Source organism: Methanofollis sp. UBA420 (genome assembly GCF_002498315.1).
Taxonomy (GTDB): domain Archaea; phylum Halobacteriota; class Methanomicrobia; order Methanomicrobiales; family Methanofollaceae; genus Methanofollis.
Genome location: NZ_DAGX01000002.1, coordinates 79,542 through 103,237, shown reverse-complemented (window position 1 = coordinate 103,237; position 23,696 = coordinate 79,542). Strand labels below are relative to the sequence as shown.

Here is a 23,696-nt window from a genome sequence, read left to right as displayed (position 1 = left end):
CTATCTCCTGTCTCTATTCGCCAGTATTTCAATGCCGACCGTAATGTTGTCCTTGACAAGCCGTTTGAGATATTGCTTTAACTGGGCATCGTCCATCTCATCGATTTTCAGGAGGACCCTGTCGCTGCCGCCTGCGTTGTACTCGGCTTCGGCAAGTTGCTTCACCTTTTTCTTAACGTTCGGATTATCACGCCAGTCATAGGTATCAACGCAAAGGCGGTCTAGGGTATCCCTTACCTTACCAAGGTCTGGAAGCAATGCACTGTATTCGCCAACGATATCCCGGTTGAATGCTGTATTCCGCTTATCATCATCAGCAAGGACATCAAACAGAGTAGTGGATTCCAAGAAATCGAGAGAAGCTTTGATTTCGGCATCCGTTCCCCCATTGCGGTTAAGGGTTTCAAATGCCTTTTTAGCCATCTCAAACTCAGCCTCAGAGACACAGCATAGGACGGGCGTCCTGTAGCGGCTCGACCATTCGCGTGGATTCTTCGTTCCCGTCTTGTCTTTCCACAAGCAGAAGAGTTGCGACTTCAGCTGATTCTTTCGAAATTCTTCGGCAGCCGCTTTCACTTTGACGTTGCACTCGGTTTTCGGCAATTCAAAAAAGCCTGTTTGCAATTTGCTCTTAACATCGGCGATATCGTCATCACTAAGGTCTTCAAGGTACGGCTTATAAATCTCAGCAAAGGCGCGCCTGTCGTTGTTCAACAAATCCTTGATTTCCGCACCGTGCGCCACAAGTTCTGAATGGAATGCCTTTAACTGTTCGGGCAATATGTCCTCTTGCTTGCAGATTTTCAAGAGCATGTCGAGGACTTTTGCCAACGTAGGGTACTTTGCCCATAAAGCATCGCATGAGATGCCGATGAACTTCAACCGTTCACGCCACTCTTTGAACGCTTCCGTCAAGGAATGGGCCGAAACACTCAGGATGGCGTTGCTCTCCTTGACTACGCTGTACTCGGTCAGCAGTTTACGGATTTCGTCCTCGCCGGTCTGTTTATCCCACAGGCACGAGTGCTTCACTTCGAACAAACGGCGAATATCAGCAAGCACATTGTTCTCAGCACCAATTGCCGTGGCGAGTTTCATAACCCTACCGCCTTCAAAGGAACGGAGGTATTCACGCATACCTTTCTGGCAATTCTCGCTAGTGACTAAGGCGGACAAACTGTCGGCGAGGGATGGTTTTGCAGACGCTATCTTTCCGATTTCGACTGCTTTTTTGTGAGTCTCAGTACCTTCCTTTTGAACGAGTTCACTGTATTTCTGAACCACATCGAAGATGCCGACTGGATCCACTTCTTCAAGACACCATACAGGCAAATTCAGTTCACGCATTTTGCCGGTTACCGCAATCGCTGCCTGGCCCGCAGATGAACACGAATTAGGCTGGATACCCCACGCTTTTTCGGTGAGTTCGTAAAACGCCATTTCGTCGGCAGTCATTTTTACGATATAGGTTGGTTTCGGGGATTTACCGATGTAGTTACCCAGCATCTCTGCAAGTTTGTCCTGCGTCATCTGCTCATGGCCGCCGGATGAATCGCTGTAACGATACGGCTCGCTGCCATACTCCTTCAATAGAAAGCCTGCAATGAACGCTGAGAGATTGCACGGAGCAAAACCGTAGGCTTTCTCAAGGAAGCCATAGATTTCGTCAATTGCAATTTGCCCGTCGTGGTCAAACGCGCTTTTAATGCGCTTGTCGACCTCAACCTTAATTTTCGAGATCGGCAAGGATGAAGTTGTCGGGTTTTCCCAATAAGTATCGATCTTCCATACAGTCGGCAACACATGTTTTTCAACGCCGCCAACAACACCACCCGTGACCTGTGTAATACCTGCTTTTGCCGACTGTTTCATAGCCTGAGTTATCTTCAACTGGCTCTCAGTGAGTCCCCTTGCAAAGTCGAACGCATACGGGAATTTTATTGTAACAATCGTCTGAAGAACGCTTGCCACACCTTGACCGTTTCCGAGTTTCGCGCCTTCTTGATTGGCATAGGTATATACGATAAACTGACCGTTGTAGATACGGTTTTTCCAGTCCTGGTCTAAAACGCGCTTTGCCTTATCAGAACTTTCTCTCGACGAGGTGTTGTTGCTCCCCCGGTAGTACATCGCCATCGCAGAAAAGTCCACGAGTTGCTCAAACGCTTCGGAGCCAAGTGGCGTAGAAAGCGCATCGATGAACACAATGCTTTCGTATTGCTTATCGGCGACCGCTGCTCTAAGAGTCTTTCGGAAGGTAGCCGCCTCTGCCTCATCCTTGGCAAAGGCGATAACGGCGTGGAAATTCCACCCTGTGGCTTTATCGCGGAGGATATTGATTGTACGTGTAAAATCTGCGGCAGTCACAGGGGTGATTTTACCTGTACCCGGCTCCGACTCAAATCGCAGACGAAGAGCGGGAGAAAGCGATAAAACGGTAGAAAGCCCACCCTCGGTCACAAGTTTCGAGGTTGTGCTGTTCTGCCGTACATCTCTCCTGTAGTTATCGATTTTCGCTTGGTCGCCCGCAAGCACGGCGGCCGCATACACATAACGCCCACCGCTTATCGGATTGGAAACGAGGATGCCTTTTTCCCTAAGCCCTTTCGCAAGATTGGCGGATTTAGTTCCCTCCAGGTCAGGTATGCCCTCAAAGACATAGCTGAGGTTCTGCTCGGTCGCTTTGAACAGATCAATCGTGCCGCCCAGACGCTGGTCAATCGCCTGCATAATGAGGATGGCTTTCAGAACCGCTTTCTCATCCTCACGCAAATCCTGCTGCTGCGGAAAGGTGTCCAATATTAGGCGAATGTCTGATGTGAGGTTGTCCCTGCCCTTCTCGTAGAAGAAGTTCCACAGCATATCCACCGTGAGAAGCGGATGGTCGTCAAAAGGACCTGTATTTTCAATGAACCATTGGAACGCCTTCACATCATCCGTGTTTGAGGACTTGATGAAGTCAAACATACTTCTCTGGTTAGACTTGAAAGCAGAAGCTATGTTTTTGAGGAGCAATGCCGCCATTGGGTGGAGCGGCATAATGTCCTTTATCACCTGTGGGTTGTCAATCTTTGCAACCCCCATAACCTTGGAACGAGAGTTTTTTACTCGGTCGTTCAGGTCGTCAGCAAGAATGTCCCACTGCGACTTGGCGGCAGATTTTACATTGAACGCGTGGCCGATGAGGTCAAACGCAATGTTATCGGGCAGGACAATAGGTATTGATATAAAACGGTCGCTTACCTTAGATTGATTCCCCCTGTCGTTGTCCGCAACATATATTTGCTGAGGCTCGTGTGTTACTACGATGAAGTAAAAGGGTTTATTCTGTACCAGAGCAGCAACCCTTTGAAACTCCGAAAGGCTTTCGCGGTTGTTCTTGAAGTAATCGGAGAATTCGTCCCAAATAAAGACAATTCTTACATTATTGCGGTCAATAATATCCGTCAGCCAGGCAATAAGCCTGTCTGAATCAATGGTCAGCGCGGTTATACCCTCTTTATCTGCAAGGCGGAAGATATTATCTACCAAAGACTTAACTTCGCCGTTCTGGCGAAGCGCATTCAGCACTTCATCGGCGGTTGACTGGGAGAATAACGCTCTCCATTCCTTGTCATGATTTTGCAGCAGACTGTTGAACATCAACTTGTGGTCAGTATCTTGAAGCCAAGCAATAATACTCTCTTTGAGAGTATTCTCGCCAAGATAAGGCACGTTCTGTTGCACAAGAGCAGATTTCACGCTTTCTTGTATGGCGAAGAAAAGGTCACGCGCCGACATAATGCCGCCAGAAGCATAACGATAAGCCACCACAATTCCTTTTTTCTTATGGCCAATCAGCTTTTCAAGCAGGTCGGTATTCTTTTTCAGCGGTTCGTACCTGCCCCAATAGTCACGGAGTTCCGCTTCCGGCACTTCAAGAATTTCACGCATGGCATAGGCGCACTGCGACTTTCCTGTTCCGTATGCACCCTCAATCCAGAGCGTTCTGCAGTTGTTTTGCCGCGCCAAGGCACGCTCCATCTCGGTGAGCATATAAATGAACGTGCTGTGCGGATAGGTGTTATCCCAAGGAGCGCCGGCATTGATTGCCGCGTCGTCGATGCAAGGGAAATACCTATCGTCAATGTCAAAATATTCGCGATATTTGTTGTTAGGCATTTGCTGTATCCCCCTTAAACAAGTCGAGAACATCTTGGGACGATTTGTCTTCCGCAAGCGTTATCTTCTCCAGATCATGCGTGAACGACGCGGTGATGAACTCTGGGTATTTTGCTGACAGCCCTAAGAGTATGGGCGTCATATCGTCGCGGTCAAGCCCGAAGATGCGTGTAGGGCTTATGCCGTCACGATCGATGTTGTCGTTCAGGAGTGTAGCGAGCGTGAACTCTTTGTAGTCGTTGCACTTCTCCGCAAACTTGAACAAGCCGTACAGCACCACGCGCGTGTCGCTCACGGAGCATTTTGTGCGGACGAGGTCGCCGTCCTCGGTGACAAATCCCCAGTGTAGGCTCGTGCCGAGCGGTGTTTCGACCAGACGCTTGTAGGATTTGGCGATTGACTTAGCATCTTTCGGCTTGACATCAACGGCTGTCAGCATGTCTTCGACGGTCTGACGTGCATAGGCTCTGCCGACATCAAAGTTATTGACATACCACTCCATCTGTGGGTTTTCGGCGACAAGGTTGATAAGAATTAAACCTTGTGCAGTGTCTGTTTCCCAGCCAATTTGTGAAATTAACTCTGCAAACGGCGTAAAGTGGTTCCTCTCATTTAAGGAAGCATCCCTAAGGAAACGCCTAAACATATCGAACATCATCGGTCCCAGAGTATGTTCCGAAAAGAACGCATCCTTCAGTTCAAAGAATGATCGCAACCACTCCAGCTTCGGAGCGTGATCGGCGAATGAGTTTAGACTTTTCATTGGTTTTCCTCCTCCTTGTGGATGGCGTAACGAATGAAACAATAGACAGCCGCTATCGATTGCATGGCATTCGTGACACCGGGTACAGTTGTTTATTCTGACTTTGCCGTCAACAAAGCTTATACATCCGTTTCGGCAGTTCGTTTCACAAACTCGACAACCTTTGCAATACGAGGCTTTTCGGAATACTTGCCGAAATATCTTCCCGAATGCAGGTCTTTCTTTCAGTACAACTTCAGGTATCGTTACAACGTATCTGTCCTTTGTTGCCTTAACGGAAAAACAGATGCGTTCACCGTCAAATTGGACGTAGTAATCACCGCTTTCACCGTGTAAGTCTCCAAGTGTTTTTATCCACTCCAGCCAATCGGAATCAGGGGCTGTAATGGTTATTGTTAGAATCCCGTTTGTAGTCTTTTCAATACATCGGAATGTATTGTTCGATAACTCACGACCATTCTTTCTCGCGTTCCAACCGCCGTTTAGGATATACGATTCGGTGTTGCGTTTCTTTCGCTTGTCCTCGTCATAGGTGTTTTTAATCAAATTGATATAACTGTCGATCTCTGCCTGATAACTTGCTCGCCGCAAGTAGTCGCTTGTGCCACCTGACATAGGGCAAAACAAACATCCGGCACGACCGTTACCCTTTTTATAAGTCTCGTTAATCAACACATCGTTCGCATGTATATATAGCCATATCTCCGCGGATGTCCACTCAAGTATTGAATTATGGCTAAACTGACCCTTTTGCTTTGCACCATAGTTTTCGTACTTGTATGTGCTTCGAACAAAGCTCTCCTGCGCCCGAACCCCAACAAAATCAAGACCAATAAAATCGTTTTTACCGGTCACTTCTCTCAGCTTCAACGTTTGTGGGGTGCTTTTATGCACCGAACAACACCAACGTAGTGTGCGCGATGGGGGACCGAACAGCTCCCACGACTCCTTCGGGTTGAGATGCGACTTGGCGATGTAAAATGGTATTTCGTCCTTAACACACTGCTGTTTTGTTTTCCTGATGATCTCGTAGGTGTCTGGAAACTCCATGCCAGTGTCGCCAAACACCACAACGAAGCTGCCTTTGGGCAGGGCTTTCTTTACGAGGTCGAGTAGGACACAACTGTCCTTGCCACCCGAAAACGCCACGTGGAAGCAGTCGAGTTTGTTCTTGTACTTGGTGTAGATGGCCAAGATTTTTTTTACCGTGGTCTGCTCGATGATTTCAAGCATTTCACGGTTTGCCTCCACCATTGCCTCTATGTCAATGGGACGAAGCGATATGCCTTCTGGCTCCGGCGTTACCGGATTGCCGTCCTCGCCGTTCGGAATGATAATCTCAGGGGCGGTGTAGATGTTGCCGCCTTTCAGCTTTGCGACGAGCATCCCGTGATAGTAGTAGTTGTTCGCCTCCGCCCACATATACGGACGGTCGGTCTGCTTTTCGTACTTCCAATACTTATCAAATCCCAGCACGTCCAATTCGGGTGCGTAAACCGGACGGGGTTCCTTTGAGAACCCGGTCGGTGAGGAATTAAGAAGTATTCCGCCCGTCTTCTTGTCGTAAGTATACGAATACATCTTCAATTCCTTCTTTCTCGTATGGCTTTCGTCTTATCTATGATTTCGCCAACTTTGGCGGTTGTGCTTCTGCCCGTGTACCCGTTCTCGTACAGGAACTTACCGACGACGGTGTTCTTTAATGGAATGTCAGCATTCGCCACAGCGTCGGTCATAATCTCCGTGTAGTTCAGACTGCAACTGTTGCGGATGACCGCTCCGGCATTCCGCGAGTTGGCCGTCGGGGTATCGAAGCGAAACATCCGACTGAAGCGTCGGCAGTAACTTTCAAGCAGGAACAAGTTCCACTCCTGCCCGCAGTCAGGGAATGCCCCAAAGGTCGTGAATGATTTAAGCGGAAGATAGTCTCCCTTAAAAAACAACGCGATCGCTTCATCGATTATATCGACGTTAAAGTGAACGTAACTGTCTGCAACATAGGTGTCTTTATCGATACGAACCAGAATGGTGTTGCCCGCCTCAATAGATATCCTACGGCGAACCTCGCCTGTCAGTTCCTTCTCGATGTTCAGCAAGTCGTCGAGTGAACATTTGTCGACGGTTCGGCAGTATTCTTTCATGATGGTCAGCGCGTCAAAGACATCGCCTTTGCGCGTGACGATTTTGCCTTTCTTGTCGAACTTGTCCGACAGACAGATGCGGTAAACAGCGTTATGAACCGCCGTAATGGAAAGTTCGTAGTTGCGCTCCTCAATTTCCCCGAAAGGCAAGTCCGTAATTGAAACATAGCCGTAAGCGTTGCACTTTCGCACAGCTGCTTCTCGGATTGCTTCCTGTTCCTCGTCGGTGATGTCGATTCGGCTGACGTGCGAGAAGATCTCTACGCTACTCCAGATGAAGTTGCCGTTCTGACCAAGTGCGTATTTTATCCGGTCAAGAGGTACGTACTGTAACCGTTCGGCGAGTTGCTTATAGTTCAGCAGTACATCGTCGCCCCACACACGGAGGATCTCACTCTCAAGAACGGCAAAGACGGAAGCATCTGTATAGCCAAAATAGGTCTGCGTGAAAGACAACGTTGGGAACAGCATACGGAGTATACCAATAAGCATATCTTTGGAGACCACGCTTGCCCCGAACAGCCAGTTCTCGTTCTTGGCATAAAACTCGGCAAAGAATATGGCTTGTGCGCCGTCGGCGAAGTATTCCTCCACCAGTTCCCTGATTCGTTCTTTTGCCTGATCCGACACAGCGTAGACTTTGCCATCGAAGGTAGTCCCGCAACCCGCGATATAACTTTTCAGTTCCTCGTCAGGCAGCAAGATTTCTTCGCCCCAATCTTCTGCAGCAAAAGACCTAAAACGCGCCAACTCAATCGGAGAGTTAATCCTAAGCCCATTTGCAAAGTGCTTTGAAAGAATTTGCACCAGTTTGTCGATGACTGTCTGATCAAGCATGGTAACGTGCAAAACTGATGCAGGCAGGGTTTCATCCGTCAGCTCAATTCGATGTGGGAATACCTCCTCGAACAGCGGGGGATCGCCGTCGGCATCAAGCTTCATCCGTCATCTCGATTCGATGTGGGGATACCAGCGACACACTTCTTATATCCTTGTTAGCACTACCAAACATAGCAATCGATGCTTCCGTATATTTAATTTCGGACCTCATACTGACAGATCGTAAAAACTCCGCGTAGTTATTCAATGCTGCAGTATACATGTAATGGTCGTCCGCATTCTAGATTAAAGATGGTGGATAGGAGATAAGCTGTAAATGTAATTATTTTAGTACAGTTTCATTAGACGTTATATAATTGTTTTCATGTAACTGCCGTGTGAATAACTCGGGTCACCCGACCGCAAAAGTGAAGATGACGGTCGCCCCTGCCGGTCTTCCATCCCACCTTTTGCAGGACTCTACCCACTTCCCCAAATTATCAAACCGCAAGATCCTAGTACTTTCTGGAAAAACCTCAGATGTGCCCTCCTCTGGTGACTTCATCGAGGGTTCCAACATCTCGATCGGCCATCTCGGGCTCGTTGCCGGTGCCTTTGACACCCTCGGCATCGCCCCGGTTATCGACCGTGCCATCCCCAAAACGCGGCAGCATCATCTCACCCATGGAGATGTCGTCAAGGCCATGGTGCTCAATGGTCTCGGGTTCGTAGAACGGTGTCTCTATCTCTACCCAGCCTTCTTCTCGGATATCGCCATAGAACGTCTTCTTGGCGAAGGCGTGCCGTCGAGAATCTCACCGCCCTCGGCACCCACACCTTCTGGATCGGGTGGGTTCCGGCGACCCTGAACGAGGTCAAGGAACTTGTTGCCGCGGATCTCGCCCTGCAGTCGTGCGCGGACGAGCGCTACCGGTATGTGGAGCACGCATCCGAATATACCGGCATCCCTCAGAAGTGGGTGGTGTATCACTCGGCACCAATGCAGGAACGGCAGGAGAAAATGTTTGAAAAACGGCTGGAGAAAGACAAGAAACAGGCCGAAACATCGCTGCGGAAACTTGGTGCACGGGAGTTCGTCTGCGAACCGGACGCCCGCATAGTCGCCGAGAATTGGCTGCAGGAGCACCAACCGTTCTGCTTCACTTCTCTAGACATCAGGGTAATCACCCCTGGGGAAGGACATTGAAACGCTCGAAAGTTTCTCGAAGAACCAATCTGTTCTTGTAATAACCGGATGTACAAAAAGTAAGTGCGAAATTGAAGAGAATAGAAAGATTGCTGCTAAGATTTGTATACGGGGACACTTTTCACGAAAGTGAGAGAGTACTGTGAAAGAATGGGATATGATTACAGAATTATCTCTGCAAAATATGGTTTACTGTCCCCGGAAGATAAAATAGCGACATACGAGAAAGTATTGAGAACGAAGGTTGATGCTGACAAAATTCGTCCCTCAGTAGAAGAGAAGCTCAAACCCATCCTGAAAGACTGTAATACAATACTTGTTATTGCAGGGGCGCAGTATCGTGATGTTCTCAGTCATATTGTAGATGAAAGATTTGTCTTTTTAAAGGCAGAAGGAATCGGAGATATGATGCATAAAGTATCGATCGCTATTCCGAATGAAAACAGAACGATTGATGAGTTCCCGTCGAATTGATAGAGAGAACGATAGAACTATAATTCTGGGATAGTGTTTGGTTTCGGGGTAAATACTGATTTAATGCAACAAAAGCCAAAATTCTAACCCCTTCGGGATCTCCGCCGCCCCCCAACCGCTCAAAAACATTTTTGTCGTTATACGCAATTGAGTCGATCCGGAGGGGTGCTTTGCGGGGAAGGCGGTCGCACTCTCGGCATGCGAACTGGGCCGGCGGCGTTTCATCGACCCGTTCAAGAGGCAGACAGGGGCGCGGGTCGTCGTCGCCCCGCAGAGGAAGGTCCTGTTCCTGGACGCGGCAGTCTGGTTCGTGCACTACTACTATTTTCTGCTGCAGCACGGGACGATGGATATCACGGCCTTCGAGAGGACAGAGGCGTCTCTCAGGCCGTACGTGAGAGGGGCGTTTCGGTACATGTGAGGGGGAGGCGCCCTCGCCGGATCCTGATCATCAGAACGTCAATCCCCGGGAGGGAGACATTCTCAGGCTGATGATGGAGACAGCGACGAGTACATCGGATGTCTCTGAGACACATGGCCTCTGCCCGCTCCGCGGCAGGTGCGAACCGGGCGCATTCTGCGTGACGGGGAAGGTGGCCATCGAGGGACAGAGAGTGGCGGTGGAGACAGGAATGACAGAAAGTAAAAGGTAGGGACGCTATCTTCGGGCATCATACCCGTCCTTAACGTCCCCCGGATGAAACATGAGCATTAATACAAAGGAAACACCCCCAATCAGGCAGAGGACTGACTGCACCAATCGCTCCTTATGATCCCTTATTTCACCTGATCACTCAACTTCCGGACTGCTGTCTCCGCAGCTCTCCGTACCTGCGGGTTATTGTCGAGATATAGTCTTACCACCTCAGGCCGAGCCCGTATATCTCCAAGACCACCAAGCACCTGCACAGCCCGTACCCTCACTCTTGGGGCGGGGTTCTGAAGACACTGTATCACGGGTTTCACCGCCCTTCTGTCCCCAATCTGTCCGAGTATACCTATCACACGTTCAAGGACATCTGTATCTGGATCATGCAGCAAACTGATCAATGGTTCGACTGCTCGTACCCCTTCAAGGACAAGGAATATCCCTGTTCGGTCACGTTCGCCTCGCTTCCGTGGATCCTTAAGGGCAGCGATCAAAAGTGCGACATTGTCCTGTCTATCACTAGAGATACTTCTTTCCGGGAGCTGATTACTACCTCCCTTCGAATCATTAGCCCTTTCAACGTCAACCCTGTCAATTGGGTTTTGATAACGGAGGATGAGGTCCCGTATCCTCGCCGGGTCCCTCCCGGCGATGATCAGAAGCCAGCGCTGACTCGGGATCTCCAGCATCTGCTCGTCGCCGTACGCCGACCTGAGCAGACGGGCCCACTCCTCGTCGGTGAGGGGGCCGGCCATCCCGCCGAGGAGGCGGACCAGACGTGCCCGCGCCTCAGGGAGGATGGCGTCGACGATCGTGCGGACCTTGATCACGCCGAAGTCGTCGGTCACCAGGCGGTCGTGATCGGCATAGTACCGGGAGACGGCGGCCTCAGACTCCCGCTCGAACGCGGCGAAGCCGTCCGCCTCGTCGGTGACCTCCGTGATCGGGATGCCCATCTTCAGGGCCACGTCGGTGACCCAGGCGAGGTCGTTCTGGTACGAGAACGAGTCCTCGGAGACGATGTAGGTGCGGGGGACCGCGACGAAGTGGTGGAAGACCGGCCTTTTGTTCGGCCTGTTCCGCAGGATCCTGCCCAGGCGCTGGATAAGCTGGAGCTTCGTCTTGGAGGAGGCCACATTGATCCCGACCTCGGCGTCAGGGATATCGACACCCTCGTCGAGCATCTTCGGGGCGATCAGAACACCGTTCTGGCCTGACCTGAATGCCTGGAGTGCGTGTTTGACCTCGTCGTCCTTCAACTTCGAGTGGACGAGAGAGGCCGGCACAGAACCCGACAGGCGTTCATAGACCTTCTCGCAGGTCGCAATATCCATCGCAAAGAGGACGCACTTGTGCGTCCCGGCAAGGTCCCGGGCAAGGGCCACGGCACGCTCCAGTTTCGGCGACGACCGGTGGATGACCCACCGGCGTTTGTTTATCAAGCCGACCAGCTGGAGCCACTCGTCGGGGACCTCGACACTGCGGTACCGGAGATCGGTCATCAGACGGACAAAGTCCCCGAGGCTCTCGAACCTCTTGAAGCGGTAGCGGGAGAGGGCATGGATCTCTTCGGTCTGCGTGGCATTGATGAAGTTCAGGATTTTCCTGATATTCTCGGTGATCGACGCGAACTCGGCCTCCTCGGCGATGTCGAGGAAGGTCTTGTGGACCACCAGGGTGAACTCCGGGACGATGCCGTCCCGCCGGGCATCGGCGAGGGTGTAGGTGTAGACAGTCTTCCCGAGAGAGCGGTCCAGGACATCGGTCCTCTCCCCGCCCTCCACCGTGGCGGAAAGGCCCATCCTCCACCGGCAGGGGACGGCGAGGGCGTTCCTGAACTTCAGGCCGGCGCCGTGGTGGACCTCGTCGACGATGAGGAGGTCAGACCTGTACTGTCCCGGTTCTTTCATGACCTTCTGGAGGGTGTTGAAGGCGATCTCGAACTTCCCCTTATAGGAGACCGGATGGGTGTAGTCGTCGTCGGGGTCGCCGACAAAACCCAGTTTCTCGATCGCCTCCCGCCGCCACTGGTTCAGGATCGCCCGCGAGTGGCAGAGCACGAGCACCTTCAGAGACCCGAATCTTCTGAAGAGGTGGTAGGCGGAGGCAAGGCCGACAAGGGTCTTACCGGTCGCGGTGGCCATCTCCAGGACCCCCACACCGCCGGCGGCGATCCAGCAGTCGCGGGCCGCGACCTGGTGCTTCCAGAGGGTGAGGAGGATCTCGGGCGTTTCGGTCATCTCAAGGAGGGCCTCGTCTGAGCGGGGCCAGGCACGCTGAAACTCCTCCCACCTCTCCGCCCTCTTCAGGGTGAGATAGAACTCCATGGCAAAGAGCGAACTCCCCACCGCGAAGATACGGGCGCTCTCGTCGATCCCTGCGAGAGGGAGACCGGCTTTGAGGGCGATCTTCTTGAGGACCTGGACCTTCTGGATCTCCGGGTAGGTATGGAGGGCGGTCACCAGGTGTTTCCGGAAGGCTGAAAATTCTGCCAGGGAATAGTCTGGACCTGAACCATCCCCGAACCTCTCAGAGAGAACATCTGCAGATATTTTTGCGATATAGTCCTCAAGGCTCTGATACGCGGACCCGGCCGTGTCGAGCTGGGGGACAAAGAGGGTGCGATGAAAAGTGCGATGATGGTAGTCGTTGTCATAGTGGTTGAGGAGTTCCTCGTCGGCAAGACTGAGGGCGACCGGCGCCGTTTGGGGGTCGAGTTTTGTCGCCCTGAAATAGGGGAAGGTAAAATGTTCCGGGTGTTCAAGGTACTCCAGTTCATATGCCGAGAGATGTTTCATATCCAGACTCCAGACATTTTCAATTCAGGCTGATAGTGACTTGAGATAGACACCTCCCATTATTGCTTCGTTATTAATCCTTCTTTCGATATTATTCTGGAAATCTGAAGACATGAGAGGACAGGATGGGGTGAAAAGCGTTATTTGACCATATGACCGATATTTTTCCGTCCTGCATGGGGGCCTATTCCCCGGAGGGGCTGGGGTGATCATCCCCGATAGGGCATCCCCCTCTGTCCCAAACAAAGTTCAATCCAGCCTTCTTTTCGGCTGTATCCCATATCCCCAGGGGCCGCAGGGCGGGCATCAGATCAAGCTGAACCCGTCTCTCCGATCCTGAAAAGAGGTGATATCCGTTGTTTATATTCCCATCCTGCGCCGACCAATCCCGCTGAGGAGGGAACACCCTGCCCCCTCCCCGGCCTCCGGCCTGGGGTCAGGGGGAGAGGCGGGATTTTGGGGGGATTGCGCAACGAAAATGAGAACCATTAAGTCATATCTTCAATTCTAACGCCGGAAAGTCCCCCTCCTCGTCAGGTCGATCGGCCTCGCCCACCCCCTCGCGACGGCGGAGGGGTGGGAGGCATTCAGGGAAGACCTCGCCGCCGTCGCCGCGGGCAGTCTGCCCCCGCCCCTGACAATTATATATGCGGACGGCCCATACGGGCACATCCACGCCCCCTGGAGAGGAGGAGAGATGAGAGATGAGAGATATCCCTGGCCGCGGCATCGCCTTTGTGCGGGAGGTCCTTGCCGCCCCGCAGAAGACGGAGTTCCGGTACCGCGACCTCCGCTTCTTCCTCAGGTACGCAAGGCCCATCGGGAGACTCGGGGCCGCAAGCCTCCTCGTCACCCTCGTCCTCGTCGGCCTGCGGGCGGTCATCCCCCTCTCCGGCAAGGTCTTCCTCGACTACCTGGTGCCCGGCGCCGGCGCACCGCCGCCGGATTTCCCGGTCGCCCTTTCCCTCCCGACCCTCCTCCTCGCCATGCTCGTCCTCGGCGCCGCCGTCGGGACGCTCGGCCTCGTCCAGACCTATCTCCTCGTCCGGTTCAGGGAGGAGTACACCTTCGGCCTCCAGGCCGACCTCTTCGACCACGTCCTCCGCTTCCCCCTCCCCTACTTCAAATCCGGCCAGACCGGGTACCTGATGTCCCGCATCTCCGGCGACGTCGGGGTCATGCAGTACCTCTTCTCCCAGTTCCTCCCCCAGATCATCTCGAACGTCTTCTACGTCGCCTTCTCTCTCGTCATCCTCTACGCCCTCAGCCCCACCCTCACTCTCCTCCTCGTCCTCTTCACGCCCCTCTTCCTCCTCACAAACCTCGTCTTCCTCAGCCGGATACGCGCCGTCACCTACCAGGAGAGGGAGAGGGAGGCCCATGTCTCGCGGGACCTGCAGGAGGTGCTCGCGGGCATCGAGACGGTGAAGGCCCATGCCGCCGAGGAGAGGGAGGTCGGGCGGGTGGTGGCGACCCTGCGGGGGGTGGTCGGGGTGCGGGTCAGGAACGCGATGCTCGCCTCCCTCTCGGGCCAAGCCCTCCTCGGCACCCAGTTCCTCCTCCTCCTCGCCGTCGTCTGGGTCGGGGGGCAGGAGGTCATCGCGGGGGCGATGACGGTCGGCGGCTTTGTGGCGTATATCGCGTATATCGTCACCTTCTCGGCCGCCGCACGGACCTTCTTCTCTCTCCCTGTCGTCCTCCAGCCCGTCTTCACCTCGGCAGAACGTCTCCGCGAGATCTTCGGGACAGAGGAGGAGAGCGGGGGGGTCGTGCCGGAGAGGGTCGAGGGGAGGATCGCGTTCCAGGACGTCTCCTTCTCGTACCCCGACGGCACGGAGGTGTTGCGGGACGTCAGTTTCACCGTCGGGCCAGGGGAAGTCGTCGCCCTCGTCGGACGGACAGGGGCCGGGAAGACGACCCTCATAAACCTGGTCCTGAGATTTTATTCCCCCACAGCGGGCACGGTCACCCTGGACGGCCGCGACCTTGCCGACCTCGACCCCCGCTGGGTGCGGGAGCAGGTCTCCGTCGTCTCGCAGGACCTCTTCCTCTTCCACACCTCTGTCGAAGAGAATATCAGGTACGGGAGGCCGGAGGCAGGGAGAGAGGAAGTCGTCGCGGCCGCACGGAAGGCGCAGGTCCACGAGGAGGTGCTCGGATTCCCGCAAGGGTATGGGACGGTCGTCGGCGAGAGGGGGATGCAGCTCTCGACTGGGCAGAGGCAGAGAATCGCGGTGGCGCGGGCGTTCCTGCGGGACAGCAAAATCCTGATCCTGGACGAACCGACCTCGGCCCTCGACGCCCGGACTGAGGAGAGGCTGCAGGCGTCCCTTGCCGACCTGGCGGAGGGGAGGACGGTGGTCATGATCACGCACCGCACCGCCCTCCTCGCTCTCGCCGACAGGGTGTATGCAGTCGAGGACGGGCGCCTGGTGGAGAGGGCGGCGGCCGGCGAGGTGGGGTGAGGGAGTTACTGTTGCATTTTTCGCCTTTACAGTAATTTACAGTAAAAATATCGGGGTGTCGTCCCTCACCCCCGCATCACGAAGAAGACATACCCATAATCCGCACTGTGCTCCCTGTACACCGCGATCTCCCTCCGCGTCATCTCGACGAGGTCCATCGCATCGGGGTTGTCGGCGTACTCGGCCGCGAACTCATCGAGCCTCGTCTCCAGGGGGCGGTAGTACTCCTCCAGCCAGGCCGCTTCCGGGAGCCTGAAGGAGGCGACGAGGTCGAGGCCGTACGCGGCGATGACCGCCCTGTACTCTTCTTCGGTCCTGATCGCGGGGTAGACCTCCGCCCAGAAGGCCTCTGCCTCGGGCGAGGGGTCGGCGGTGAACCAGGCCGACTCGGAGACGGCCATATATCCGCCCTCTTTCAGGAACTGCTTCCAGTACGAGAGGCCCTTCTCAAAGCCGATGATGAAGATCGAGCCCTCGGCCCAGATGAGGTCGAAAAAATTTTTCTCGAGGGGCAGGTCGTCCATCGAGGCCTGGACCGTCCTGATCCGGTCGGCGACGCCGGCCTCCCTCGCCCTCGTCTCCAGGGCGGCGAGGACGGGGGGGTGGACATCGACGGCCGTGATCCTCGCGCCCGGACAGATCCTGGCAAGGGCGAGGGTCTGCATCCCCGACCCGCAGCCGATATCCAGGACCTCCGGGTTCTCGGGGAGGTCCGGGATCAGAGCGAAGGCGCGGGCCGTGCTCTCGTCATTGCCCGGCCCCTGCCGGGGAAGGGTCTCGAAGAGGCGACAGATAAGTGAAATGTCCATAGATGAGGTTTAATCCCCTCGTTCAAACTGTTTGTGGTCAGACCAGAATGTCCAGGACGAACTGTTCCGAACCGTCGGCCCCGTGGGCCGCGACGGCGACGCTCACCGGCGTGCCGTTGTTCATGACCGCCGTCCCCTTCCAGGTGGCCCGCGACCCCTCGGCGGCCTGCAGTCCGCCGGCAGGGTCGACCGAGACGTCAAGACCGCTTGCGGCAGCGGCGGAGGCGTTCGAGACCTCGACGCCGTTCAGATAGACCGAGAAGGGTGGGTCCGCAAGAGCGGAAGTGGAGGGTATGTCCCGGGCGGTGAGGACGATGGCGTCGGGGGCGGTGCGTTCGACCGAGATGGCGGTCATACCTATCGCCGCCGAGGGGTGCACCCCGATCATCCCTCCACCGAGCATCAGGTGGGCGACGAGCGGCGGAATGACCAGAAGGGCGAGGATGATGAAGGCTGTCGCGCCGAGGACCAGCCGCGATGCCAGAACATTCTCTCCGGGAGTGGCCGTCTTCTCCCGGCAGGAGAAGAGGATGAGAGCGCCGACGGCGGCAATGGCCGCCAATATCGGGATCCAGAGCAGGGTGATGGGAACCATATGAAGAATGGAGGAGACCCGGAAGCTGAGGTTCTCAACCAGATCGGTGCCCCCGTACCTGAGGAAATCGGAGACCAGAGTATTGGCGATAAGGACGGGACAGACCATACATCCCGAAACCCCGCCCGCAAAGGCAGCCTGCACCAGGCTCTCGACCTCGCCCCGCTGCAGCGCGACCGCGAGCATCCCGGTAAGGATGAAGATCAGGATGCTGAGCACGAGTGCATGGAGGGTGCTGACGGTGTCGAAAATGCCGTGGTTGAGACAGATGATGCCATGCCAGCACCACCTGTCGGCATACGAAATCCGGAATACGAGCAGGATGCCGCCGAGAAGCCCGGCAAGGAGCGAGGCGGGGATGAGACGTTTGAGGTCCTGGAGTGTCTGTTCTTTTTTCATGATATCACCGGGTGAAGGTTCAGGTTCCGGCCCTCTCCACCGCCGCCCATGCCGCGAAGAGTGCCACCGCTCCTGCAGCGGCGATGCAGACGCCCCGGAGGGTCGAGACGGGGAGGGCAAGCGATGGGGGAAGAGAGAGATCGAGCGGGTCCGTCCAGAGGACGAGCACCACGAGGTACGGGAAGAGGAGGGTGCCCGAGAGAAGGACGGCGGGGACGGGCCGTCTCAGGGGGAGGTAGCGCGTGAGGAGGAGGAACGGCGCGACCGCCGCAAGGCAGAGGAGGCTGAGTCCCGGAAGGAACGTCAGAAGGCTCAGCAGGGCGTCGAGGAGGGGAGGGGCGTCGAAGTACGACCATCCGGAGATAAAATTCGGCAGGTCCATGCGTGTCGACGCCCCCATCAGGGAGGCGGGGACGAGATAGAGGAGGGCGAGGAGGGCGAAAAGGATCAACAGACGCTGTGGTCTGGCCTGCACCTCAGTCCTCACGCCCTGGAAGAGGAGGGCGGCGGCGCACCCGAAGAGGAGAGGGGTGAGGAGGAGGACGCCAGCGCACCTGACGATAGGGGGGACACCTATGTCCGGCATCCTGACCGCCGGTTCCGGGTCCTCCCCCGGCGGCCTGACCGCGGACGGCGAGAAGCGTTCCGCGATCAGCGCCTTCAACGGATCCTCCGGATCGGGGCCGACGACGTCTCCGTGGGTCCCGTAATAGACGATGAAGAGATCGTTTCCATTGGCGAACGGCCTCACGTAGGTGAGGACGTACCCCATCGCCGTCTCGTTCGTGAAGAGCAATGCCGGACATGCCTGCTCTGCCGCGGCGGCCGGGAGATGGTCGCCGAGGTCGAGCGCCACAGGAGATACCTCGCCGCGGGCGGCCAGCGACTCGAGGAACACCTTCTTCTCGTCCCTGAAGGCCTCTTCGTCGGTGTACCACCACTGGCCGATGACGTACTCCTCGCCGATCTGCCCCCGCGTGTACACGGCATGGAGGGCGGTCGCGGACCGGGAGGAGAAAGAGAGGAAGGGGCCGTCGTCGACATCGCCTGAGTCCAGGTGAAAGTCGCCCGCACGGGTGTAGACGGTGGAAAGCGGGTACCCCGGCGTGCCCGACCCGTCGGGAATGAACCAGCTCCGCTTGAGATAGGGGTCAGGGTAATCGGAACCGCAGATAAACAGGCCGGGCTCGAAAAAACCCGGGACAAACCAGATGAGAGCCATACAGAAAAGGAACAGTCCCAGAGCCGCCGCCGGCCGCGGCGTCTGGTCTTCGGATCGGGTGGTCGTGCCTCTTTTCACGTGTATGCTCCGGTCAGGGCCGGTGTAGGGGAGAGCGGCCCGGATAGGTACCAGTAATGGCAAATGCGATATAAAATGAGTTCGATATTGATTTTGTAATTATAAAGCTATTTGAAAAAATATAATCGGTTTTTACCGGCCTGATCTCCGGGCAGGTCATCACAGCCCGAGCACCTCCAGCCCCCAGAGGATCCCGATCATCACCAGCACGAAGGGGACGACCACCACCCAGGGGTTCACATGGAGGTACTCCGGGACCGTCAGGATCTCGTACTCGCCGCGGCCCAGTATCCCGCCGACAAGGCGGGGGTACAGGCGGGCGAAGACCCCGGCGCCGACGACCATCCCGACCATGCCGCCGAAGAGGGCGTCGAGAGCGCCCGCCCCGACCGCACCCGCGACCGTCCCCGGACACCAGCCGAGGACGGCAAAACCGGCGCCGAAGATGAGGCCGCCGATCCCCACCGTCCCGAGAGTCACGTTCTTGCAGTGGATACGCACCATCTCCCTCCCCTTGAGGAGGTAGAAGCCGATCATCCCGACGATCACCGCGGAGAGCATCAGCTTCACCACCGTGAAGTCCCGGAGGAGGAGCTGGCCCATGATGACGTCATAACTGGTGACACCTCCCTTCTGGAGGAAAAAGCCGAAACCGATACCGATGAGAAGGCCGATCAGAAGCTGGGCCTTCGTGTTCGCGTGCAGGTCTTTGAGCATCCCCCTCACCCGACCCCGTAGATGACCATCGCCACCGCGATACCGCCGATGAAGAAGAAGGCCGCCGCGAGCATGCTGTTCACCGAGAGCTGGATCGAACCGCTGATCCCGTGGCCGCTCGTGCATCCCCCGGCCCAGCGTGAGCCGAAACCCAGGAGGAACCCGCCGATGAGGGCGAAGACCAGGCGGAAGAGGACACACTCGCCGAAGGTCGCCGCCCAGAGGGGCGGCACCCAGGAGAGGGTGAAGCTCCCGGAGAGCGTCGCCGCGACGAACGCCCCGATGACGACGCCGGGGACGACCATCCAGGTGCCGTCGACGGCCGGGACGAACTTCCTGTAGTACGGGTGCTCCTTCACCGCCTCGCCCCGCACCGCTTTCTCCACCATGCCGCTCGTCTTGGCAAAGGCCGTCGAACACCCGAGAGGCCTGTTCGCCAGGAGAAACGAGAGCACGGCCATCACGCCCACGCCGGCCCCCGCGAGGTACGGGGACCACTGGACTGCCGTAAGATAGTCGACCATAGCATCCCCGACCATGCCGTCCCTCCAGATAGAGATACCGCCTCACCTTCGGACCCTGCCACTCAAACCTATGTATCTGGCAGGCACAGAGTACAGGCAATGGCCCCCTTCAACCTGAGTCCCTCCCTCATCGCCCGGTATTTCTTCCACGACTGCCCGCGGTTCCTGCGGTACAGCGCGACGCCGCCGGCACGGAGGCGGGCCGAGGGCATCCCCGACGCCGTCGAGGACACGAGCGTCACCTCCCGCGTCCTCACCACGAAGGGCTTTGCCTGGGAGGACGAGGTCGTCGGGAGGAGGATGCCGGGCCGGGTGCTCGTCGCCGACGGGGGGACGGTCATCCACGAGCGCCGCTTCTCCGCGGAGGAGAGCAGGAGGGTCCTCGCCGCGGTGAGGCCGGGGACAGGGGTCTACCAGTCCACCCTGGTCGTGCCGGCGGGGTTCTCCGAGAGGTACGGCCTCGACCCGTCGGTCTGCACCTTCAACGAGTGCCGCCCCGACCTCCTCTGGTGCGTGGAGGGGGAGGACCGCCCCCTCCTCAGGGTCATCGACCTGAAGGCGACCGACCAGGTGAAGACCTCCCACCGCATTCAGGTCGCCCTGTACAGCCTCATCCTGGAGAGCGTCCTCGCGGAGCACGCCATCGAGAGGGCGGCCGACGGGACGGCGGCAGGCATCTGGCTCCAGGACGCGGAGGCGCCCGAGATGATCGATATCGAGATGGACGGCGGCGTCCTCGCCACCTTCCTCTCCCGCGACCTCGGGCCCATCCTCACAACCCCCCACGCCGACCTCCCCTGGCACCTGAGGCCGGCGTGCGAGAGCTGCCCCTTCTTCGCCTCCTGCCGGAGGGAGGCGGAGGAGAAAAAGTCAGTCTCCCTCCTCCCCGGCCTGACGCCCGCGGGGCGCCGCTTCCTCCGCGAGAGGGCGGGGGTCGAGACCCTCGACGACCTCGACCGCTTCCTCGCCGGACCCGACGCCGACGACGTGGTCCGGACCTGCGGGTCCCTGCGGGGAAGAGGCGAGCGCCTCCGGGCAGGGATCGGCGCCCTCAGGGACGGGAAGGTCGTCCCCCTCGGCGGCACATCCTCCTCCCTGCCGCGGCCCGAGGGCGTCGGCCTCCTTCTCACCCTCGCCCGCGAACCTGCCGGGAAGAGGGCCTATGCCGCCGGGTTCAGGCGCTTCAAGGGGACGGCGGTGTACGGGACGCCGTACCGGGAGTGGACCGCCGTCGCCCGCACCGAAGACGACTGCACGGCGATCGTGCAGGAGTTCGTCCGCGCCCTCGCCGCAGAACTGGAGGAGGTCGAGCGGTTCAACGCGGGAAAACCCTTCCGCGACCAGAAGTCCCTCCAGACCTATGTCCTGGACGACGCCGAACGCCGCCTCTTCCTGGAAGTCCTGAAGGAGTGTGCAGACGACGACCCCGACGCCGCCCGCCTCCTCGCCTACTATGGCGGCGAGGGCGAGGCGGCCCGCGTCAGGTACCCGGCCGTCGTCCTCTCCCGCGTCCTCGCCGAGTGCCTGGCCCTCCCTGTCCCGGTCGCCTGCCGCCTCCCCGACGCCCTTGCCGCCCTCCTCGGCCCCGACCACCCGGCCTCCTTCAGGCCCTCCCCCCTCTTCTGGCCTGAGACAGGGAACCTCATGAAGAGCGACGTCGTCTACATGGCGTGGTACGAGGGGAAGGCCGAGGCCCTCTCCTGGATCGAGGGCGAGGTCCGCCGCCGCCTGCGGGCCGAAGGCGACCTCCTCGACGCGGTGCGGGACCGCACCACCCCCCACCGCTGGGCCGAGCACTTCGCTTTCCCGGCCCCTACCCCCTTCAGGCACCGGGAACTCGCCGACCTCGCCGCCGTCATCAGGGAGGAGACGGCCCTCGACGCCGCCGAGGCGCGGCGCGTCCGCTCTCTCCCCCTGAAAGAGGCGGGGGGCCTCGGCCTCTGCATCAGGATAGAGTGCCGCGGCGGGAGCGGGTGGAACGTCCTCTCCTCCCTCGACGCCGCCACTCTTCCCGACACAGGCGGCATGCCAAACTACCTCCTCGTCCCGGACACCGCGGAAGGGATCGAGGCGGCGCGGGCCTTCGACGACATGCCCTACCTCGCCACCACCTCACCGCCGGGCGGCGAGATCCGCTTTGCCGGGATCGTCGAGACAGAGGAGAAGAGGGGCAGGGTGACCGGCCTCACCCTCGCCATCAGGTCGGCACGCGACCAGGGGACATTCTCGGCAGGCGACCGCGCCCTTCTCTTCCCGCGGGCGACAGACTTCATATCGTCGGCCGTCCTCTCCGAACTCGAAGACTACGACGCCTCGGACGGCAACGACCTCCTCGCCCTCATCAGGGACCCCGACCGCTTCGCCGTCCCCATGCCGCCCCTCTGCACCCCCGACCCCGCGGCCCTCGCCGGCCTCACCCCGAGCCAGAGGGCGGCCTTCGCGCATATCATGGAGAACCGGCTGACCCTGGTCTGGGGGCCGCCGGGCACCGGGAAGACCCATTTCCTGGCCGAGACGATCGTGACCGCCGCACGGGCACGCACCCGCCCCCTCCGCATCGCGGTGAGCGCCCTCACCCACGCGGCGATCGAGAACCTCCTCTTCGCGGTCCAGAACGCCGTCGCCGGGGACATCACCCTGCGACTCTCGGTGAACAAACTCGAAAAGACGACGAGCCCGAAGGGGCGCGGCCTCCTCGCGCTCACCCGCGACGTCCTCACCGCCATGACCCGCGTCCCCGACGGTTTCGTCCTCGGCGGCACCGCGAAGAGTTTCCAGAAACACCGCGACCTCCTCCCCGCGTTCGACCTCCTGATCATCGACGAGGCCTCGCAGATGACATTCGGCGAACTCGCCCTCCTCCTCCCCCTCATCAGGGACGGGGGGAGACTCGTGCTCGCGGGCGACGACTGCCAGTTGCCGCCCATCGTGAAGGCAGCGGGAGACGACCGCGAGACGTCGGAGTACCAGGACTCGGTCTTTGCGTGGTTGAGGCGGCGGGACATCGATCGGAAAAAACCGTACACCTCCCAGCTCCTCGAAAACTGGCGCATGAACAGCACCCTCTCCCGCTTCCCCGCGGAGACCCTCTACGGCCCCGGCTACACGCCGGCGACGGCCGAGGTCGCGGCCAGGCAGATCAGGCGTGCGCCCTCCGACGACGACCCCTTTGTCACCTGGGTGCTCGACCCGGCCCACCCCCTTGTCGTCGTCGTGCTCGAAGAGGTGCGGGCCACCGTGGAGAACACTGCCGAGGCGGCACTGGTGGCAGACCTGACCGCCGCCCTGCGGTCGTCCCTCCTCCCGGCAGGATCCGGGGAGACCTACCCCGACACGAAGGCCGGCGACGCCGCCTTCTGGAGCAGGGGCGTCTTCGTCGTCAGCCCGCACCACGCCCAGATCGCGGCGATCAAAAAAGCCCTTGCGGAGAGGCGGGCCTGGACGTCGGAACCCTTCGTGGACACCGTGGACAAGATGCAGGGGCAGCAGTGCGAGGCGGTGGTCGTATCGTACGGGGTGAGCGACCCCGAGACCGCCCTCGCCGAGGCCGCGTTCATCTACAGCAGGAACCGCCTCAACGTATCGGTCACGCGGGCAGAGGCGAAGTGCGTCGTCTTCCTCCCGCGCCCTCTCCTCGAACCGTCCTTCGACCTCTTCCAGGACCCGGCGACCGCCGAAGGGCTGGACTACATGCTGAAACTGGTCGCGTTCTGCCGGAGAGATGGGGAGACGAGAGTATTCTCCCTTCCAGGCTGCGGGAAGGTGTCGGTGTTCAGGGTATGAAAATTCCCGATATGAGGAGAGAAACAGATATTTCCATACAGGTGTCCACAATTAATTAAAAAAATATCTAGGATCATGGCTCATACAATATA

The 23,696-nt window shown here is 57.8% G+C and carries 13 protein-coding genes and 1 pseudogene; 5 read left to right on the top strand and 9 right to left on the bottom strand.

The window, feature by feature from the left end; all coding sequences use genetic code 11:
- The 3 genes from BP869_RS00475 to BP869_RS00465 are packed head-to-tail and all read right to left on the bottom strand — an operon-like array spanning position 1 to position 8,007.
- On the bottom strand, positions 1–4,161 hold the full coding sequence (locus BP869_RS00475) for a hypothetical protein (RefSeq protein ID WP_342675898.1): 4,161 nt from the start codon (positions 4,159–4,161) through the stop codon (positions 1–3).
- A complete protein-coding gene (locus BP869_RS00470; protein WP_342675896.1) occupies positions 4,154–6,505 on the bottom strand; it encodes a phosphoadenosine phosphosulfate reductase family protein in 2,352 nt (783 codons plus the stop codon). The genes BP869_RS00475 and BP869_RS00470 overlap by 8 nt, the downstream gene beginning before the upstream one ends.
- A gap of 2 nt (positions 6,506–6,507) precedes the next feature.
- Positions 6,508–8,007 (bottom strand): hypothetical protein, encoded by a 1,500-nt coding sequence (locus BP869_RS00465; protein WP_342675894.1) that lies wholly within the window; start codon positions 8,005–8,007, stop codon positions 6,508–6,510.
- 440 nt (positions 8,008–8,447) lie between these two features.
- On the opposite strand from BP869_RS00465, the pseudogene BP869_RS11825 reads away from it, so the two are divergent.
- The 3 genes and pseudogenes from BP869_RS11825 to BP869_RS00450 form a co-directional block, all read left to right on the top strand.
- Positions 8,448–8,687 (top strand): annotated as a pseudogene (locus BP869_RS11825) (DUF4277 domain-containing protein); the annotation flags it as partial.
- A gap of 218 nt (positions 8,688–8,905) precedes the next feature.
- Entirely contained in the window at positions 8,906–9,091 is a 186-nt protein-coding gene (locus BP869_RS00455) for a hypothetical protein (RefSeq protein ID WP_342675890.1), read from the top strand.
- 150 nt (positions 9,092–9,241) lie between these two features.
- A complete protein-coding gene (locus BP869_RS00450) occupies positions 9,242–9,565 on the top strand; it encodes a DUF6884 domain-containing protein (RefSeq protein WP_342675888.1) in 324 nt (107 codons plus the stop codon).
- A 777-nt stretch (positions 9,566–10,342) separates the two neighbouring features.
- Here the strand turns inward: BP869_RS00450 and BP869_RS00445 are convergent.
- Positions 10,343–13,012: a HEAT repeat domain-containing protein gene (locus BP869_RS00445; protein WP_342675886.1), complete on the bottom strand. Its 2,670-nt coding sequence runs from the start codon at positions 13,010–13,012 to the stop codon at positions 10,343–10,345.
- A gap of 704 nt (positions 13,013–13,716) precedes the next feature.
- Here BP869_RS00445 and BP869_RS00440 point away from each other — a divergent pair.
- Positions 13,717–15,477, top strand: coding sequence for an ABC transporter ATP-binding protein (locus tag BP869_RS00440; RefSeq protein ID WP_342675884.1), 1,761 nt, complete (start codon positions 13,717–13,719; stop codon positions 15,475–15,477).
- Positions 15,478–15,542: 65 nt separating this feature from the next.
- Here the strand turns inward: BP869_RS00440 and BP869_RS00435 are convergent, their stop codons facing one another.
- The 5 genes from BP869_RS00435 to BP869_RS00415 all read right to left on the bottom strand — a co-directional run bounded on the left by BP869_RS00435 (position 15,543) and on the right by BP869_RS00415 (position 19,836).
- A complete protein-coding gene (locus BP869_RS00435) occupies positions 15,543–16,286 on the bottom strand; it encodes a class I SAM-dependent methyltransferase (RefSeq protein ID WP_342675882.1) in 744 nt (247 codons plus the stop codon).
- Between the two features lie 37 nt (positions 16,287–16,323).
- Complete coding sequence (locus BP869_RS00430) at positions 16,324–17,280, bottom strand: hypothetical protein (RefSeq protein ID WP_342675880.1); 957 nt, start codon at positions 17,278–17,280, stop codon at positions 16,324–16,326.
- Positions 17,281–17,299: 19 nt separating this feature from the next.
- The gene (locus BP869_RS00425) at positions 17,300–18,502 is read right to left on the bottom strand and encodes a hypothetical protein (protein ID WP_342675878.1); all 1,203 of its coding nucleotides are present in this window, start codon (positions 18,500–18,502) and stop codon (positions 17,300–17,302) included.
- Between the two features lie 237 nt (positions 18,503–18,739).
- On the bottom strand, positions 18,740–19,297 hold the full coding sequence (locus tag BP869_RS00420) for a YeeE/YedE thiosulfate transporter family protein (RefSeq protein ID WP_300166562.1): 558 nt from the start codon (positions 19,295–19,297) through the stop codon (positions 18,740–18,742).
- 5 nt (positions 19,298–19,302) lie between these two features.
- On the bottom strand, positions 19,303–19,836 hold the full coding sequence (locus tag BP869_RS00415) for a YeeE/YedE thiosulfate transporter family protein (RefSeq protein WP_342675874.1): 534 nt from the start codon (positions 19,834–19,836) through the stop codon (positions 19,303–19,305).
- Between the two features lie 84 nt (positions 19,837–19,920).
- On the opposite strand from BP869_RS00415, the gene BP869_RS00410 reads away from it, so the two are divergent.
- Positions 19,921–23,604: a bifunctional RecB family nuclease/DEAD/DEAH box helicase gene (locus BP869_RS00410; protein WP_342675872.1), complete on the top strand. Its 3,684-nt coding sequence runs from the start codon at positions 19,921–19,923 to the stop codon at positions 23,602–23,604.
- The last annotated feature ends 92 nt before the right edge of the window (positions 23,605–23,696 follow it).

Bases quoted from the DNA above. Each gene is read 5' to 3' on its own strand.
- BP869_RS00475 (WP_342675898.1), bottom strand. From the start codon at position 4,161: ATGCCTAACAACAAATATCGCGAATATTTTGACATTGACGATAGGTAT.
- BP869_RS00470 (WP_342675896.1), bottom strand. From the start codon at position 6,505: ATGTATTCGTATACTTACGACAAGAAGACGGGCGGAATACTTCTTAAT.
- BP869_RS00465 (WP_342675894.1), bottom strand. From the start codon at position 8,007: ATGAAGCTTGATGCCGACGGCGATCCCCCGCTGTTCGAGGAGGTATTC.
- BP869_RS00455 (WP_342675890.1), top strand. From the start codon at position 8,906: ATGTTTGAAAAACGGCTGGAGAAAGACAAGAAACAGGCCGAAACATCG.
- BP869_RS00450 (WP_342675888.1), top strand. From the start codon at position 9,242: ATGGGATATGATTACAGAATTATCTCTGCAAAATATGGTTTACTGTCC.
- BP869_RS00445 (WP_342675886.1), bottom strand. From the start codon at position 13,012: ATGAAACATCTCTCGGCATATGAACTGGAGTACCTTGAACACCCGGAA.
- BP869_RS00440 (WP_342675884.1), top strand. From the start codon at position 13,717: ATGAGAGATATCCCTGGCCGCGGCATCGCCTTTGTGCGGGAGGTCCTT.
- BP869_RS00435 (WP_342675882.1), bottom strand. From the start codon at position 16,286: ATGGACATTTCACTTATCTGTCGCCTCTTCGAGACCCTTCCCCGGCAG.
- BP869_RS00430 (WP_342675880.1), bottom strand. From the start codon at position 17,280: ATGAAAAAAGAACAGACACTCCAGGACCTCAAACGTCTCATCCCCGCC.
- BP869_RS00425 (WP_342675878.1), bottom strand. From the start codon at position 18,502: ATGGCTCTCATCTGGTTTGTCCCGGGTTTTTTCGAGCCCGGCCTGTTT.
- BP869_RS00420 (WP_300166562.1), bottom strand. From the start codon at position 19,297: ATGCTCAAAGACCTGCACGCGAACACGAAGGCCCAGCTTCTGATCGGC.
- BP869_RS00415 (WP_342675874.1), bottom strand. From the start codon at position 19,836: ATGGTCGGGGATGCTATGGTCGACTATCTTACGGCAGTCCAGTGGTCC.
- BP869_RS00410 (WP_342675872.1), top strand. From the start codon at position 19,921: ATGGCCCCCTTCAACCTGAGTCCCTCCCTCATCGCCCGGTATTTCTTC.